At 69.7% G+C, this 17,249-nt stretch carries 5 protein-coding genes; 4 read left to right on the top strand and 1 reads right to left on the bottom strand.

Going from position 1 to position 17,249, the window contains the following annotated elements:
- Nucleotides 1-87 precede the first annotated feature (87 nt).
- The 4 genes from ACIRQ7_RS20675 (at nucleotide 88) to ACIRQ7_RS20690 (ending at nucleotide 16,686) form a co-directional block, all read left to right on the top strand.
- Nucleotides 88-12,150: an SDR family NAD(P)-dependent oxidoreductase gene (locus ACIRQ7_RS20675; RefSeq protein WP_404264159.1), complete on the top strand. Its 12,063-nt coding sequence runs from the start codon at nucleotides 88-90 to the stop codon at nucleotides 12,148-12,150.
- A 113-nt stretch (nucleotides 12,151-12,263) separates the two neighbouring features.
- A complete protein-coding gene (locus ACIRQ7_RS20680) occupies nucleotides 12,264-13,517 on the top strand; it encodes an aspartate kinase (protein WP_404264161.1) in 1,254 nt (417 codons plus the stop codon).
- 97 nt (nucleotides 13,518-13,614) lie between these two features.
- Complete coding sequence (locus tag ACIRQ7_RS20685) at nucleotides 13,615-14,928, top strand: homoserine dehydrogenase (RefSeq protein ID WP_404264163.1); 1,314 nt, start codon at nucleotides 13,615-13,617, stop codon at nucleotides 14,926-14,928.
- Nucleotides 14,929-15,156: 228 nt separating this feature from the next.
- The gene (locus tag ACIRQ7_RS20690; protein ID WP_404264165.1) at nucleotides 15,157-16,686 is read left to right on the top strand and encodes an MFS transporter; all 1,530 of its coding nucleotides are present in this window, start codon (nucleotides 15,157-15,159) and stop codon (nucleotides 16,684-16,686) included.
- A 134-nt stretch (nucleotides 16,687-16,820) separates the two neighbouring features.
- Here ACIRQ7_RS20690 and ACIRQ7_RS20695 read toward each other — a convergent pair whose 3' ends face one another.
- Nucleotides 16,821-17,180: a winged helix-turn-helix transcriptional regulator gene (locus ACIRQ7_RS20695; RefSeq protein WP_404264167.1), complete on the bottom strand. Its 360-nt coding sequence runs from the start codon at nucleotides 17,178-17,180 to the stop codon at nucleotides 16,821-16,823.
- Nucleotides 17,181-17,249 lie beyond the last annotated feature (69 nt).

Raw genomic sequence — 17,249 nt, forward strand, 5'->3', positions numbered from 1 at the left:
AACGCCTCCTGTGCGTGCGCGGCGCAGTCCGCCACGCCCGATCCCGGGTCACAGAAGGGGAAGATTGTGCACCACACGACTATTTCCATGGATGAGATTCCGTCGGACTCGGCAGAGGCGATCGCCGTGGTCGGACTGTCCTGCAGGTTTTCCCAGGCATCGACGCCCGCGGAACTGTGGACGCTGCTGCGCGAGGGCCGCGACACGATCGGCGAAGTGCCCCCGGACCGGTGGGACGCGGCCGCCTTCCACGACGCCGACCGTGCGACGGCCGGCCGGATGAACTCCCGGTGGGGGTCCTTCCTGGAGGACATCGACCACTTCGATCCGGCGTTCTTCCACCTGTCGCCGCGCGAGGCCGCGATGATGGACCCGCAGCAGCGGCTCATGCTCGAACTGGGCTGGGAGGCGCTGGAGGATGCCCGGGTGCGGCCCGATGGGCTGCGCGGGCGCCGGGTCGGGGTGTTCGTCGGATCGATCTGGGACGATTTCTCGCGCCTGGTCTACCGGGACGCGGTCGCCAAGAGCACCCAGCACACGATGCCCGGCGTGCAGCGCGGCATGATCGCGAACCGCCTGTCGTACTTCCTGGGTGCCACCGGCCCCAGCCTCGTCGTCGACACCGGACAGTCCTCTTCCCTGGTGGCCCTGCACCTCGCGTGCGAAAGCCTGCGCCGGGGAGAGTCCGAGGCGGCGGTCGTCGGTGGGGTCAATCTGAGCCTGCTTCCCGAGACGTCGGTGATCTCCACGAAGTGGGGAGGACTGTCCCCGGACGGCCGCTGCCACACCTTCGACGCCCGCGCCAACGGCTACGTCAGGGGCGAGGGCGGCGGGGCCGTCGTACTCAAGCCGCTCGCCCGCGCGCTCGCCGAAGGGGACCGGATCTACTGCGTGGTCGCCGGCAGCGCCGTCAACCACGGCGGCGGTGCGAGCGTCACCGCGCCGGACGAGCAGGCTCAGCGCGAGGTGCTCCGGCTGGCTTACGAGAACACCCCGATCGACCCCGGTGCGGTGCAGTATGTCGAGTTGCACGGTACCGGGACGAAGGTCGGTGACCCGATCGAGGCCGCCGCTCTGGGCTCGGTTGTCGGCACCGCCGGATCCGGCAGGACGCTCCGCGTCGGATCGGTGAAGACCAACCTCGGCCACCTGGAAGGGGCGGCGGGTATCGCCGGCTTCCTGAAGGTCGCTCTGAGCGTCTGGCACCGACGGCTCCCGGCGAGCCTGAACTACCGCACGCCGAACCCGGACATCCCGTTGGACGAGCTCCGCCTGGCCGTGCAGCAGGAGTACGGCACCTGGCCCGCAGCCGACGAGCAACTGGTCGCAGGGGTCAGCTCGTTCGGTATGGGCGGTGCCAACTGCCATGTCGTGGTGGCGGAGTCGCCGGCCCGGGCCCCCGAAGAGCCCCGGGCAGCCGTTGAGCCCCCTGTCACGGCCTGGGTCCTTTCGGGTCGGTCGGCCGGTGCTCTGGCCGCTCAGGCGGACCGGTTGGGTGCGCATCTGGCGGGTGGGGGCGAGTGGGACCCGGCGGATGTGGGCCTGTCGTTGGCGTCTACCCGTTCGGTTTTCGACCACCGTGCGGTGGTGGTGGGCGGGGATCGGGCGGAGTTGCTGGCTGGTTTGGCTGGTGTGGCGTCGGGGGCTTCGGGGTCTTCGGGGGTGTCTGTGCCGGCTGTGTCGTCTGTGGTGTCTGGTGGAGTGGGCTTTTTGTTCACTGGTCAGGGGGCGCAGTGGGCGGGGATGGGTGCGGAGTTGTATGGGGAGTTTCCGGTTTTTGCGGAGGCTTTTGATGAGGTGTGTGGGCGGTTTGATGAGGTGGGTTTTGGTGGGTCGGCTGATGGGTCGGTTGGTGGGTTGTCGTTGCGGGAGGCGGTGTTTTCGGGTGCGGGGCTTGATGGGACGGGTGTGACGCAGCCGGCGTTGTTTGCGGTTGAGGTGGCGTTGTTTCGTTTGGTGGCTTCGTGGGGTGTGGTGCCTGATTTTTTGGTGGGGCATTCGGTGGGGGAGATTGCTGCTGCTCATGTGGCGGGGGTGTTGTCGCTGGATGATGCGGTGGTTTTGGTGGCGGCGCGTGGGCGGTTGATGGAGGCGTTGCCGGTGGGTGGTGCGATGGTGGCGGTGGGTGCTGCGGAGTCGGTGGTGTTGCCGTTGCTTTCGGAGGGGGTGGGTGTTGCTGCTGTTAATGGTCCGGAGTCGGTGGTGTTGGCGGGTGATGAGGATGAGGTGCTGGCGGTTGCCGGTGTGTTGTCCGGTCGGGGTTTTCGGACGAAGCGTTTGGTGGTGAGTCATGCGTTTCATTCGCCGTTGATGGAGCCGATGTTGGATGAGTTTCGTGGGGTGGTGTCGGGTCTGACGTTCGGGGTTCCGCGGATTCCTGTGGTGTCGACGGTGACGGGTGGTGTGGCGGGTTCTGATGTGTTGGCGACGGCGGATTATTGGGTGGGGCATGCGCGTCGGCCGGTTCGTTTTCTGGAGGCGGTGCGGGTTGCTGAGCGTGCGGGTGTGCGGACGTTTGTGGAGATAGGTCCGCGTGCGGTGCTTTCGGCTCTGGTGCCGGAGATTGCGGAGCGTTCGGATGTTGTTGCGGTGCCGGTGATGCGGGCGGGGAAGTCTGAACCGGAGACGTTTGTCGCTGCGTTGGCGGAGTTGTTCACGCGTGGTGTCGATGTTGATTGGGGTCAGGCCTACCGCGGTTATGGCGCCCGCGTCGTTGATCTGCCCACGTACGCATTCCAACGCGAACGCCACTGGCTTGACACCCTGACCACGAACGCCCTTCCCCCAGAGGCCGTTCCGGCACAGTCCGGGACCTCGTCCGCACCCGCGCCCGCGGCGGAGACCGCGGAACCGCACACGATTCACGCGCTGGTGGCCGCGCAGGTCGCCGCGGCCCTCGGCTACGCCGATGCCCGCGAGATCGACACGCACCACACCTTCACCGACCTGGGCTTTGACTCCTTCACCGCCGTGGAATTCCGCACTCGGCTCGGCGCGGCCGTCGGTCTGTCCCTCCCTGCCGGCCTGGTCTTCGAGTGCCCCACCCCGAGCGAGGTCGCGGACTTCGTCATCGAGCGGCTGGCCGGATCGACCGAGCCGGTCGAGCCGGCGGTGGTGGTGGGGCCGGTTGAGGATGATCCGTTGGTGGTGGTGGGGATGGGGTGCCGTTATCCGGGGGGTGTGGGTTCTCCGGGTGAGTTGTGGGATTTGGTGGTGAGTGGCGGGGACGCGATCAGTGGGTTCCCGGGGAATCGTGGGTGGGCGGAGGATCTGTTTGATGCGGATCCTGATGCGGCGGGTAAGTCGTATGCGCGTACGGGTGGGTTCTTGCATGACGCGGATCGTTTTGATGCGTCGTTCTTCGGGATTTCGCCGCGTGAGGCGGTGGCGATGGATCCTCAGCAGCGGTTGTTGCTGGAGACGGCGTGGGAGACGTTCGAGCATGCGGGTATCGACCCGCAGTCACTGCGCGGCAGCGACACCGCGGTCTTCATCGGCGCGACCGCGGGCGACTACGGACCTCCGATGCACGCCGCGCCCGACAGCGTCGAGGGCCACCTGCTGACCGGCACCACCGCCAGCGTCATGGCAGGCAGGGTCGCCTACAACCTGGGTCTCGTCGGCCCGACGATGACGGTGGACACGGCGTGCTCGTCGTCGCTGGTGGCGCTGCACCTGGCGGCGAAGGCGCTGCGCTCCGGCGAGTCCTCGCTGGCGATCGCCGGCGGCATCGCCGTGATGTCGACGCCCGGGATGTTCCTGGAGTTCAGCCGGCAGCGGGGGCTGTCGCCGGACGGGAGGTCGAAGTCGTTCTCCGATGACGCCGACGGCACCAGCTGGAGTGAGGGAGCAGGCCTGGTCCTGCTGGAGCGGTTGTCGGATGCACGGCGTCTTGGGCATCGGGTTCATGCGGTGCTGCGGGGGACGGCGGTGAATCAGGACGGTGCGTCGAACGGTTTGACCGCGCCGAACGGGCGGTCGCAGCAGCGGGTGATCACGCAGGCGTTGCGGGATGCGCGGCTGGCTCCGGCAGATGTGGATGTGGTGGAGGCGCACGGTACGGGGACGCGGCTGGGCGATCCGATCGAGGCGGAGGCCTTGTTGGCGACGTATGGCCACGAGCGGGAGCGGGAGCGGCCGTTGTGGCTGGGGTCGTTGAAGTCGAACATCGGTCATACGCAGGCTGCGGCGGGTGTGGGTGGTGTCATCAAGATGGTGATGGCCATGCAGCACGGCGTCCTGCCGCCGACGCTGCATGTGCGTAAGCCGTCCGAGCATGTCGACTGGTCCAGTGGTGGGGTGCGGTTGCTGACGGAGACGCAGTCGTGGGAGGCGGAGCGTCCGCGGCGGGCGGGTGTCTCGTCGTTCGGGATCAGTGGCACGAACGCTCACGTGATCATCGAGCAGGCACCGCCGGAGGAGGACGCGGACCGGCCGCAGCCGGCGGGCGCGTCGCTTCCCGCCGTTCCCTGGGTGCTGTCGGGCCGGAGTGCGCAGGCGCTGCGGGCCCAGGCGGAGCGGCTGGGTGACCACCTCGCCGGGCAGGACGACTGGGACCCGGCCGACGTCGGCTTCGCCCTCGCCACCTCCCGTTCGGTTTTCGATCATCGTGCGGTGGTGGTGGGCGGGGATCGGGCGGAGTTGCTGGCTGGTTTGGCTGGTGTGGCGTCGGGGTCTTCGGGGGCTTCGGGGGTGTCTGTGCCGGCTGTGTCGTCTGTGTCGTCTGTGGTGTCTGGTGGGGTGGGCTTTTTGTTCACTGGTCAGGGGGCGCAGTGGGCGGGGATGGGTGCGGAGTTGTATGGGGAGTTTCCGGTTTTTGCGGAGGCTTTTGATGAGGTGTGTGGGCGGTTTGATGAGGTGGGGTTCGGTGGGTCTGTTGGTGGGTTGTCGTTGCGGGAGGCGGTGTTTTCGGGTGCGGGGCTTGATGGGACGGGTGTGACGCAGCCGGCGTTGTTTGCGGTTGAGGTGGCGTTGTTCCGTTTGGTGGCGTCGTGGGGTGTGGTGCCTGATTTTTTGGTGGGGCATTCGGTGGGGGAGATTGCTGCTGCTCATGTGGCGGGGGTGTTGTCGCTGGATGATGCGGTGGTTTTGGTGGCGGCGCGTGGGCGGTTGATGGAGGCGTTGCCGGTGGGTGGTGCGATGGTGGCGGTGGGTGCTGCGGAGTCGGTGGTGTTGCCGTTGCTTTCGGAGGGGGTGGGTGTTGCTGCTGTTAATGGTCCGGAGTCGGTGGTGTTGGCGGGTGATGAGGATGAGGTGCTGGCGGTTGCCGGTGTGTTGTCCGGTCGGGGTTTTCGGACGAAGCGTTTGGTGGTGAGTCATGCGTTTCATTCGCCGTTGATGGAGCCGATGTTGGATGCGTTTCGTGGGGTGGTGTCGGGTCTGACGTTCGGGGTTCCGCGGATTCCTGTGGTGTCGACGGTGACGGGTGGTGTGGCGGGTTCTGATGTGTTGGCGACGGCGGATTATTGGGTGGGGCATGCGCGTCGGCCGGTTCGTTTTCTGGAGGCGGTGCGGGTTGCTGAGCGTGCGGGTGTGCGGACGTTTGTGGAGATAGGTCCGCGTGCGGTGCTTTCGGCTCTGGTGCCGGAGATCGCGGAGCGTTCGGATGTTGTTGCGGTGCCGGTGATGCGGGCGGGGAAGCCTGAACCGGAGACGTTTGTCGCTGCGTTGGCGGAGTTGTTCACGCGTGGTGTCGATGTTGATTGGGGTCAGGCCTACCGCGGTCATGGCGCCCGCGTCGTTGATCTGCCCACGTACGCATTCCAACGCGAACGCCACTGGCTGATGCCCTCCGCCGCCGATGGCGGAGGCGTCACGGCGGCCGGGCTGAAGCCGCTCGGCCACCCCCTGCTCGGCGCCGCCGTCGAGCAGGCCGACGGCGACGGTGTCACGTTCGTCGGGCAGCTGTCGCTGTCGCACCACCCCTGGCTGGCCGACCACGCGGTCCTGGACACCGTCGTGCTTCCGGCCACCGCCTTCATCGACATGGCGCTGTATGCCGCCGATTTCGTCGACTGCGCGACGGTCGAGGAGCTGACGCTCACCAACCCGCTCGTGCTGCCGGAATCCGGTGGGGTGCAGGTGCAGCTCACGGTCACCGGCGCTGACGAATCCGGCAGGCGGGACCTCAGCGTGCACACGCGGCAGGCGGGGGAGTGGGTGCTGCATGCCGCCGGCAGCCTGTCCGACGCCCCGGATGCGGAGGTTGCCGAGTCCGTCGGCTGGCCGCCGCCGGACGCCGATGAGGTGGACCTTCAGGACGTCTACGACCGGGTCGCCGAGCACGGCTACCAGTACGGTCCTGCCTTCCGGCGGCTGCGCGCGGCCTGGACCCTCGGCGACAGCGTGTTCGCCGAGGTCGACCTGGAGCAGCACCGGCCGGACGAGGCGTTCCTGTTGCACCCGGTGCTGCTGGACGCTGCGCTGCACGTGCTGCTGCCCGGAGTGGTGGACGAGGCCGGGCCGACACGCCTGCCGTTCTCCTGGTCGGGCGTCCGTCTGCAGGCAACGGGAGCCACCCGGCTGCGCGTTGCGTTCCGCAGGGCCGGACAGGACACCGTGTCGCTGGCCGTTACGGACGGATCGGGCCACCCGGTCGCGACCGTACGGGAGCTGAGGTGGCGGGAGGTCCCCGCGGACGCGATGGGCCGGAGCGGTGACCAGCCGTCGCTGTTCACGGTGACCTGGCGGGAGATTCCGCTCGACGACCGCGAAGAGCCGGCCGGGCTCCCGCGCGTCCTGGAGTCACCCCGGGAACTGGCGAGCGGCGACCTGCCCTCCTTGGTCGTGCTGCCGGTGACCGGTTCGACGGCTGCGGATGCGGCGACGCCCGTCCTGGAGGCCGTACAGACGTGGCTGGCCGATGACCGGCTCGCCGAGGGCAAGCTGGTGGTGCTGACCCGGAACGGCGACACCGATCCGGCGGCGGCAGCGGCCTGGGGCCTGGTCAGGTCCGTACAGGCCGAGCACCCCGGGCGGGTGGTCCTGGTGGACACCGACGGCACCGCCGCGTCGGACCGGGCGCTCGCCGCGGCCGTGGCCACCGGTGAGCAGCAGCTGACCCTGCGGGCGGGCGTCGCCTCGGTCCCCGAACTCGCCCCGATGGACGGCCCGTTCGCGGCCCCGACGGAATTAGGCCCCACCGGTACGGTGCTGATTACCGGTGCCACCGGTGCGCTCGGCGGGCTGCTCGCCCGGCACCTGGTGAGGGAACACGGTGTCCGGCATCTGCTGCTGCTCAGCAGGCGCGGCGGGCAGGCGCCCGGGGCGGCCGAGCTGGTGGCCGAGCTGACCGGGCTGGGAGCCGAGGTCCGACTGGCGGCCTGTGACGCGGCCGACCGGGAGGCGCTGGCCGGCCTGCTCGCCTCGATTCCGGAGGACCGCCCGCTGTCCGCGGTCGTGCACACCGCAGGTGTGCTGGACGACGGCATCATCACCGCGCTCACCGCCGAGCGGCTGCACGGCGTGCTGCGCCCGAAGGCGGACGCGGCGTGGAACCTTCACGAGCTGACCCGGGACCTCGACCTGTCGGCGTTCGTGCTGTATTCCTCCATCTCCGGCCTGATCGGTGCGGCAGGACAGGCGAATTACGCCGCTGCCAACACCTCGCTCGACGCACTCGCCCGGTACCGCAGGGCACAGGGACTGCCGGGCACGTCGCTGGCCTGGGGGCTGTGGGAACAACAAGGAGGCATGGCGCAGTCGTTGGCGGACAACGACATCCAGCGCATGGCACGTGCGGGGGTGGGCGTCCTGACGCACGCCGAGGGCCTCGCGTTGTTCGACCGGGCCCTCGGTACGGACGAGGCCGCGCTCGCCGCCTTGCGGCTCGACCTCGCCACCCTGCGGTCCGCCGCGGGCGAGCCGCCCGTGCTGCTGCGCCGGCTGGTCGGCGGCCGGAACACCCCGCGCCGCGAGCGGAGTCAGCCGCAGGCGGCCAAGGGACCACGTCTGGCGAAGCTGCCGCGGGCGGAGCGGCGGGAGAGGATCGCCGAGTTGGTGCGGGCCGAGGCGGCCGCGGTGCTCGGGCACGCCGATGCCGACGTCATCCAGCCCGCGGACTCGTTCCAGCACATCGGGTTCGACTCCCTGATGGCGGTGGAGTACCGCAACAGGCTCGGATCTGCCGTCGGCGTGTCGCTGCCCACCGGGCTGGTCTTCGACCACCCCACCCCGGACGACGTGGCGGCCTACATCGACGAGCGGCTGGGCGGAGCGGACACGGCCACGGCCGCTGTCCCGGAGCCGGCGGTGGTGGTGGGGCCGGTTGAGGATGATCCGTTGGTGGTCGTGGGGATGGGGTGCCGCTATCCGGGGGGCGTGAGCTCTCCGGGTGAGTTGTGGGATTTGGTGGTGAGTGGCGGGGACGCGATCAGTGGGTTCCCGGGGAATCGTGGGTGGGCGGAGGATCTGTTTGATGCGGATCCTGATGCGGCGGGTAAGTCGTATGCGCGTACGGGTGGGTTCTTGCATGACGCGGATCGTTTTGATGCGTCGTTCTTCGGGATTTCGCCGCGTGAGGCGGTGGCGATGGATCCTCAGCAGCGGTTGTTGCTGGAGACGGCGTGGGAGACGTTCGAGCATGCGGGTATCGACCCGCAGTCACTGCGCGGCAGCGACACCGCGGTCTTCATCGGCGCGATGTACCACGACTACGCCCCGCCGGTGCACCAGATGCCCGAGGACCTGGAGGGAGTGCTGCTGACGGGCAACACCGCCAGCGTCATCTCCGGGCGGCTGTCGTACCTGTTCGACCTCACCGGCCCGACGATGACGGTGGACACGGCGTGCTCGTCCTCGCTGGTGGCGCTGCACCTGGCGGCGAAGGCGCTGCGCTCCGGCGAGTCCTCACTGGCCCTGGTGGGGGGCGCCACCGTGATGTCCACCCCTGGCACCTTCGTGGAGTTCAGCCGGCAGCGGGGGCTGTCGCCGGACGGGAGGTCGAAGTCGTTCTCCGACGACGCCGACGGCACCGGCTGGGGCGAGGGCGTGGGGCTTCTGTTGGTGGAGCGGTTGTCGGATGCGCGGCGTCTTGGGCATCGGGTTCATGCGGTGCTGCGGGGGACGGCGGTGAATCAGGACGGTGCGTCGAACGGTTTGACCGCGCCGAACGGGCGGTCGCAGCAGCGGGTGATCACGCAGGCGTTGCGGGATGCGCGGCTGGCTCCGGCAGATGTGGATGTGGTGGAGGCGCACGGTACGGGGACGCGGCTGGGCGATCCGATCGAGGCGGAGGCCTTGTTGGCGACGTATGGCCACGAGCGGGAGCGGGAGCGGCCGTTGTGGCTGGGGTCGTTGAAGTCGAACATCGGTCATACGCAGGCCGCGGCGGGTGTGGGTGGTGTCATCAAGATGGTGATGGCCATGCAGCACGGCGTCCTGCCCCCGACCCTGCATGTGCGTAAGCCGTCCGAGCATGTCGACTGGTCCAGTGGTGCGGTGCGGTTGCTGACCGAGACGCAGTCGTGGGAGGCGGAGCGTCCGCGGCGGGCGGGTGTCTCGTCGTTCGGGATCAGTGGCACGAACGCTCACGTGATCATCGAGCAGGCACCGCCGGAGGAGGACGCGGACCGGCCGCAGCCCGCCGCCGGGTCGCTTCCTGCCGTTCCCTGGGTGCTGTCGGGCCGGAGTGCGCAGGCGCTGCGGGCCCAGGCGGAGCGGCTGGGTGACCACCTCGCCGGGCAGGACGACTGGGACCCGGCCGACGTCGGCTTCGCGCTCGCCACCTCCCGTTCGGTATTCGACCACCGTGCGGTGGTGGTGGGCGCGGACCGGGCGGAGCTGCTGGCCGGGCTCGGCGACGTGACCGCCACCGAGGCGACCCCGGTCGCCACGCGCCCCCGCGACAAGGTCGTGTTCGTCTTCCCCGGGCAGGGCACGCAATGGGCCGGCATGGCCACCGGACTCCTCGACAGCTCACCGGAGTTCGCCGCAGCGATGGCCCGGTGCGAGCGGGCACTGGCCGAGCACACCGACTGGAACCTGACCGAGGTGGTGCGGGGCGCGCCCGGCGCACCGGGCCTGGACCGGGTCGACGTGGTGCAGCCGGTGCTGTTCGCGGTGATGGTCTCGCTGGCGGAGGCATGGAAGGCGATCGGCGTCGAGCCGTCGGCGGTCATGGGCCACTCGCAGGGCGAGATCGCCGCCGCTCACGTGGCGGGCGCGCTCTCGCTCGACGACGCCGCCCGCATCGTGGCACTGCGCAGCCGGGCCCTGCTCGCGATCGCGGGCCGCGGCGGCATGCTGTCGGTGCCGCTCGCCCACGACCGGGTACGCGCCCTGCTGGAACCGTGGGCGGAGCAGCTCTCCGTGGCGGCCGTCAACGGGCCGAACTCGACCGTGGTGGCCGGTGACGCGGCAGCGGTGGAGCGGCTGCGGGAGCAGCTGGCCGCCGACGGCGTCCGCGCGCGGACGGTGCCGGTCGACTACGCCTCCCACTCGCCCCATGTGGCGGATGTGCGGGCGGAGATCACCGCGAGCCTGTCCGGAATCCGGCCGCAGCCGTCGGACATCCCGTTCTACTCGACGGTCACCGCGCAACGCCTGGACACCCGTGAGCTGGACCAGGACTACTGGTACCGCAACCTGCGGCAGACGGTCCGGCTGCAGGAGACCACGCAGTCGCTGCTGGACAGCAAGCACACCGTGTTCATCGAGGTCAGCCCGCACCCGGTGCTGACCATCGGAATCCAGGACACGGTGGACGCGGTGGACGGCGACGCGGTGGTCACGGGATCGCTGCGCAGGAACAGCGGTGAACCGGCGCAGCTCCTGCGGTCCGCGGCGCATCTGTTCGCCGATGGTGTGCACATCGACTGGCCCGGCATCTTCGCCCGCACCGGTACGGGCCGTGCCGACCTCCCGACGTACGCCTTCCAGCGTGAGCGCTTCTGGCTCGACCGCTCGGGCGTGCACGTCACCTCGGCCGCACCTGGCACCCGGGGGCTGGCGGCGAAGTTCGCCGGTTTGACCGGCCAGGAGCGCTCCGACCTGATCGCCGAAGTGATCACCGAGGAGCTCGTCCTTGCGCTCGGCCGCGGCAAGGAGGGCACGGTGGAGGTGACGGACACCTTCACCGAGCTGGGGCTCAACTCGCTCTCCGCCATGGAACTGCGTACCCGTCTCGCAGCGCTCACCGGAATCCGGTTGCCGGTCACGGTGCTGTTCGACCATCCGACCGTCGACCAGTTGACCAAGGTGCTCGACGAGCTGATGACCGAGGCGGGGGCCGGAGCCGGGACCGGACCCGAGGCGGGGGCCGGTGGCGGGGCGGCAAGCGGCTCCGGAACGGGACCCGAAGCCGTGAGCGGCTCCGTGGCCGTCGCCGAGGCGCCCGGCACGCCGTCCGCACCGTCCACACCGCTCATGTCACTGTTCCGGTCGGCATGTGCGAGCGGACAGATCAGCGATGCGCTCGACATGCTGGGGGTCGCGGCCCGGCTGCGGCCGGCCTCGGAACGGCCCGCTCCGGTGCGGCCACCGATCCGGTTCGCCCGTGGGGACCGGGGGCCCGCTCTGGTCTGCCTGCCGTCCTTCGTGGCCCCGGCGAGCCCCTACCAGTTCGCCAGGTTCGCCTCGGCCTTCCGCGGCGAGCGCGACGTGTACTCGCTGACGGCCGGGGGCTACGCCGAGTCCGAGCCGCTGCCCGAAAGCATCGAGTCGCTCGTTACGGCACAGGCCGAGGCGGTACGGGCGTGCGCGGCGGACCAGCCGTTCGTCCTGCTGGGCTACTCCTCGGGCGGATGGCTCGCCCAGGCGGTGGCCGAGGCCCTGCACGGTCAACACCGGCCCGCGGGTGTGGTGCTGCTGGACAGCTATCTTCCGGGCGACCGGGAGATCCTGCAGATCCAGTCGACGCTCTTCGACGAGCTGGCCGACAAGCCGGAGGCGGCCGATCTGGTCGACGACGCGAACCTGACCGCGATGGGCCGCTACCTCGGCCTCTTCCGTGGCTGGTCGCCCCAGCGGGCCCAGGCGCCGACGCTGATGGTCCGGGCCGGTCAACTGCCCGGGGACGACGGCGGGGAGCGCTCCACCTGGCCGCTGCCGCACACCGAGGTCTCCGTACCGGGCAGCCATGTCTCGATGATCGACGAGTTCGCCGACTCGACCGCGCAGGCGGTCGCCACCTGGCTCGACTCGACCCTCTGAGCCGGCCCGCCCTGCCTCACCGTCCACCGGGCGGTGAGGCAGGGCGCTCTGCCGCACACGGCCACCAGGCCGTCCCGGACACCGAGTCAGCCGATGCCGAATGGAGCAGGTACGTGTTGGTCGTCCAGAAGTACGGAGGGTCCTCGCTGCAGGGACCGGACCGGATAAGACAGGTTGCCGAGCGCATCGTCCGGACACGGCGCAGCGGCCATGAAGTCGTCGTCGTCTGTTCGGCGATGGGCGACACCAGTGATGAATTGATCGACCTCGCGGAGAAGGTCAGCGGCAATCGGCCGGCGCGGGAAATGGATATGTTGCTGACCGCCGGGGAGCGGGTCTCCAATGCGCTGATGGCCATGGCGATCCATGACCTGGGGGGCAGCGCCCAGTCCTTCTCGGGGGCGCAGGCAGGGGTGTTCACCACCGCCGACCACGGCAGCGCCCGCATCCTCGACGTGGCACCGGACCGGGTCCGCGAGGTGCTGGCCCAGGGCGCGATCGCCCTGGTCGCGGGGTTCCAGGGCATCAGCCGGGACACCGGCGACACCACGACACTGGGGCGGGGCGGCTCGGACATGACCGCGGTCGCGCTGGCCGCGGCGCTGAAAGCCGATGTGTGCGAGATCTACACGGACGTCGACGGGGTGTTCTCCGCCGACCCCCGGGTGGTCGGCAGCGCGAGGCTCCTGGACTCCGTCAGCTGCGAGGAAATGCTCGAAATGGCGGCGACCGGTGCGAAGGTCCTCATGTCGCGCTGCGTGGAACACGCGCGCCGCCATGATGTCGACATCTGTGTCCGCTCCTCCTTCACCGACCGTCCGGGAACGCTCGTGTCGCCGGCGGTGGAGGGTGGTTCGGCACAGGACCCCGTCGTCACGGGAGTGACACACACCCGGTCGATAGCGAAGCTCACCGTGGCGGACATCCCCGCAGGACCGCCGGCGCCGGCGCAGATCCTCGAGGTGTTCTCCTCCGCCGGAATCCCCCTGGGCGTGCTGCCGGACATCCCGGCTCCACCGCGGAACGAACTGGCGTTCACCGTACGGGACACGGACGGACCGCACGCCGTGGAACTGCTGGAGCAGCACCGCGCCCGCATCGGTTACGGGGCGGTGCGGTGCGACGCGTCGGCGGGCCAGGTCTCGCTCGTGGGTGCCGGGATCGGCAGTGGCGCCGGAGTCCTGGCGACGGTCCGCCGCACCCTGTCCGAGGCCGGTATCGGCATCCACCTGGTCTCCGCCTCCGAGATCCGGGTGTCCGCGGTGTGCCGCGCGGACCAACTCGAGGACGCGGTACGCGTGTTGCACCGCGGATTCGGACTCGACGCCGCCACCGAGGCGGTCGTCCACGCGGGGACCGGGCGCTGACCGTGCGCCCGCCGCTCGACAAGGGCCGGCCCGCGGCCACCGGGTCACCGCCCGCTCCGGCCACCCCTCTCCATCGCGCCGTCGAAAGGACATCGCCATGAACGCCGAACCCCTGAAAGTGGCTGTACTCGGTTGCGGGGTGGTCGGGACCGAAGTCGTCCGCAGGCTGTCCGAGAAGCGGGACCTCCTGGCGGACCGCATCGGCGCACCCATCGAGCTGGCCGGCGTCGCCGTACGCGATCTCCGGCGGTCGAGAGGTCTCGCCATCGACCCGCAGCTGTGGACCGACGATCCGCTGGCGCTGGTCAAACGCGACGATGTCGACATCGTCGTGGAATTGCTCAGCGGCACCGAACCGGCCCACTCCCTGATCACCACGGCCATGGAACACGGCGCTTCGGTGGTGAGCGCCAACAAGGCGCTCCTGGCCACACACGGACCCGCTCTCCACGAGACGGCCGCACTCCACGACGTCGACCTGACCTACGAGGCGTCCGTGGCAGCGGCGATACCCCTGCTGCGCCCACTGCGTGACTCGCTCGGCGGCGACCGGATCACCCGTGTCGTCGGCGTCGTCAACGGGACCACCAACTACATCCTGGACCGTATGACGCAGACAGGCGGCGCCTTCGGGGCGGCGCTGCGCGAGGCCGTCGAGCGCGGGTACGCCGAGGCCGACCCGACCGCCGATGTCGCGGGGACGGACGCGGCGTTCAAGGCCGTGATCCTCGCCTCGCTGGCGTTCCACACCTGGATGCCCCCGGAGCACGTGTACCGCGAGGGCATCACCGGGGTGACCGCGACGGACGTGGCGGACGCCCGTGCCTGCGACCGGGTCGTCAAGCTGGTCGCCGTGCTGGAGCGCATTCCTTCCCGGCACGGCCGGGAGGGGATCCTGGCCCGGGTCCATCCCGCGATGGTGCCCCGCACACACCCGCTCGCCGATGTGCGGGGTGCGGACAACGGGGTGATCGTCGAGACCCCGGACACCGGCCCGCTGTTGTTCCGCGGCGCGGGCGCCGGAGGGGCCCCCACGTCCAGCGCGGTCGTGGGCGACCTGGTGACAGCGGCGCGACGAAGGGTGCTCGGGCACCAGGAGACGACGGCACCGGCCACCGCGCCCGAACGCACACAGGGCATAGGGGATCTGCGCACCCGGTATCACCTCAGGATCGGCGTCAACGACTCCCTTTCGGGGCTCGACGGCGTCACCTCCGTGCTGCGCTTCCACGACGTAGGGGTGGACTCCGCCCGGCGGAGCCGCACAGCCGGCCGCGACGCGCTGGTGGTGATCACGGACGCCGTCCGCGAGCCGGACCTGCGCACGGCCGTGGACGTCCTCGCCGGCCTGCCGTCGGTGGACACACCACCACGGTTCATGCGCCTGCTCGATCCTGCCGACGCCCGGTGAACCGCGGTTTCGCCATGCGGCCCGAGCCGGTGTCCTGAAGTCCCCTTGAATTCACCCCGAATTTCTGTTTTCCCGTTCCGGCGCGAAGGCGCCAACGGTACGGACCGCGCCTGCCTTCGGCCTGGCAATCGGCCGGAATCAACGGGTCAGGGATAGTACACATCATGTCCCTAAGGGACAGGAAATACCGTACTTGTCTTCGTCGATGGCGGTCTGCACGATGGTGTGATGACGGAAGAAAAGACAGCTTCTCGCCGCTGGGCGGTATTGGCCGTATTGCTGGCCGGGATGCTCATGGGCGGCATGGACCTCACCATTCTCAATGTCGCGCTGCCGACGGTGAGCCGGGAATTGCTGCCGTCGAGTTCCGAACTGCTGTGGATCATGGACGGATATGCGCTCACCGTGGCGGCGACCCTGGTGGTCTGCTCCACGGTGGGCGACCGGATCGGGCGCAAGCGGATTCTGATGGCGGGGCTCGTGACCTTCGCGCTGGCCTCGCTCGTGGCGGCCCTGTCCACCGCACCGGGACAGCTCATCGCGGCCAGGGCCGTTCAGGGCCTGGGCTACTCGATGTTGCTGTCCAGCACGGTGGTCATCATCCGCGTGATCTTCCCCGTGCCCCGTGAGCGGGCGCTGGCGTACGGCTTGTGGGTGGCCAGTTCCAGCACCGGTGCGGCGCTCGGTCCGCTGGTGGGCGGAGCGCTGGTCGAGAAGTTCTCCTGGGGCGCGGTATTCCTGGTCAACGTGCCCATCGCGATCGTCGCCGTCGTGCTCGGCCTGGTGCTGGTCCCCGAGTCCCGCACCCCCGACCCGCAGCGCTGGGACGTCCCCAGCGCGGTGCTCTCCATCCTCGGTCTGGCCGGCGCCGTGTACGCGCTGCAGCACATCGGGCAGCCCGAGAAGCTGTCCCCGGTCACCGTGGTGGTCGGGGTGCTGGGAGTGGTGCTGCTGGCCGGTTTCACCGTACGTCAGCGCCGTATCCCGAACCCCCTGCTCGACATGCGGCTCTTCACCGACCGGCGGTTCTCCGTGTCCACCGTGTCGATCCTGCTCTGCTACGGCGCCTACACGGGCCTGCTGTTCCTGCTGACCCAGCAGCTGCAATTGGTCGACGGGTACTCACCGTTGAAGGCCGGCCTGACGCTGGTGCCGGTCGCGGTGGCCAGTGCCGTCGGTGGTGTGCTCGCGCCGAAGCTGGCCGCCGCCGTCGGCAACCGCATGGGGGTGACCGCCGGGGTGTCGCTGCTCGCCCTCGCGCTGCTCGCACTGGCGGTGTGCGGCGCGGCGGGCAACCTCGCCTCGCTGGTCGCGGTCGGCCTGGGCGCCGGCACGGTCATGACACTGGGCGCCGATTCGATGATGACCGCCGCACCGCCGGAGCGGGCCGCGGAGGCCGGGGCCGTGCAGGAGGTCGGATTCTCGCTCGGGGCGGGCCTCGGCGTCGCCGCGATGGGCATCGTCGTCACCGTGGCCTACCGGGCCAACTTCACCCCGGTCGGCGGACTCACACCGAGTGAGCACGACGCTGCCTCCGGATCACTCGGTACGGCGATGGAGCTGGCCGGGAAGCTCGCCGGCGGTGCACGGGACGCCCTCCGCCACAGCGCCCAACGTGCCTACGAAACCGGCTTCTCCGTCACCACCGCGACAGCGGCGGCCGTGCTGCTGGTGCTCGCCGCCATGACCGCGGTCCTCCTGCGGCCCGCCAGGCCCGCAGCCCCGGTGGAGGTGCCGGAGCACCAGTCCACCAGCTGATCATTTCGGTTGACGCCACTGAGTGACCGAGTGACCGAGTCACTGCAGGCCGGCCGACGCCGCAGTGGTGTCCCGCGGGACGTTCATCGCCCCGCGGGACGCCGCGGGTCCGGATACCGGCGCCCAGCCGCGGATCAGGCGACCGAGGAGTTGGGGACCGGGGTGCGGATCTGCTCGCGGTACCAGTTGCCCCAGTCCTCCAGCTGGTCGACCAGGCTCTTGAGGCTCATACCGATCTCGGTCAGCGAATACTCCACCCGGGGCGGAACCTCGCGGTAGACGGTCCGCAGCACGAGCCCGTCCTCCTCCAGGTCGCGGAGTTGGCGAGTGAGCATCCGCGGGGTGATATCAGGCATAGCGCGGTTCAGTTCGCCGAAACGCAATGTTCCGGTGAACAGGTATTTCAGGATACTGAGTTTCCAGACACCCCCACAGACGGTCATCGCGACCTCAAGGGTGCAGTAGTCGAGCATCTCGTCCACACGTGGCCGCATGTCTCTCCCCATCTGTGCCCATCACATTGCGTTCTCGATAGTAATATCTCCGTGCCGACTACACCTGTC

This window comes from Streptomyces sp. NPDC101393 (genome assembly GCF_044767385.1).
Lineage (GTDB): Bacteria > Actinomycetota > Actinomycetes > Streptomycetales > Streptomycetaceae > Streptomyces.

Coding starts and splice junctions, on each gene's coding strand:
- ACIRQ7_RS20675 (WP_404264159.1), top strand. CDS start 88: ATGGATGAGATTCCGTCGGACTCGGCAGAGGCGATCGCCGTGGTCGGA.
- ACIRQ7_RS20690 (WP_404264165.1), top strand. CDS start 15,157: ATGACGGAAGAAAAGACAGCTTCTCGCCGCTGGGCGGTATTGGCCGTA.
- ACIRQ7_RS20695 (WP_404264167.1), bottom strand. CDS start 17,180: ATGCGGCCACGTGTGGACGAGATGCTCGACTACTGCACCCTTGAGGTC.
- ACIRQ7_RS20685 (WP_404264163.1), top strand. CDS start 13,615: ATGAACGCCGAACCCCTGAAAGTGGCTGTACTCGGTTGCGGGGTGGTC.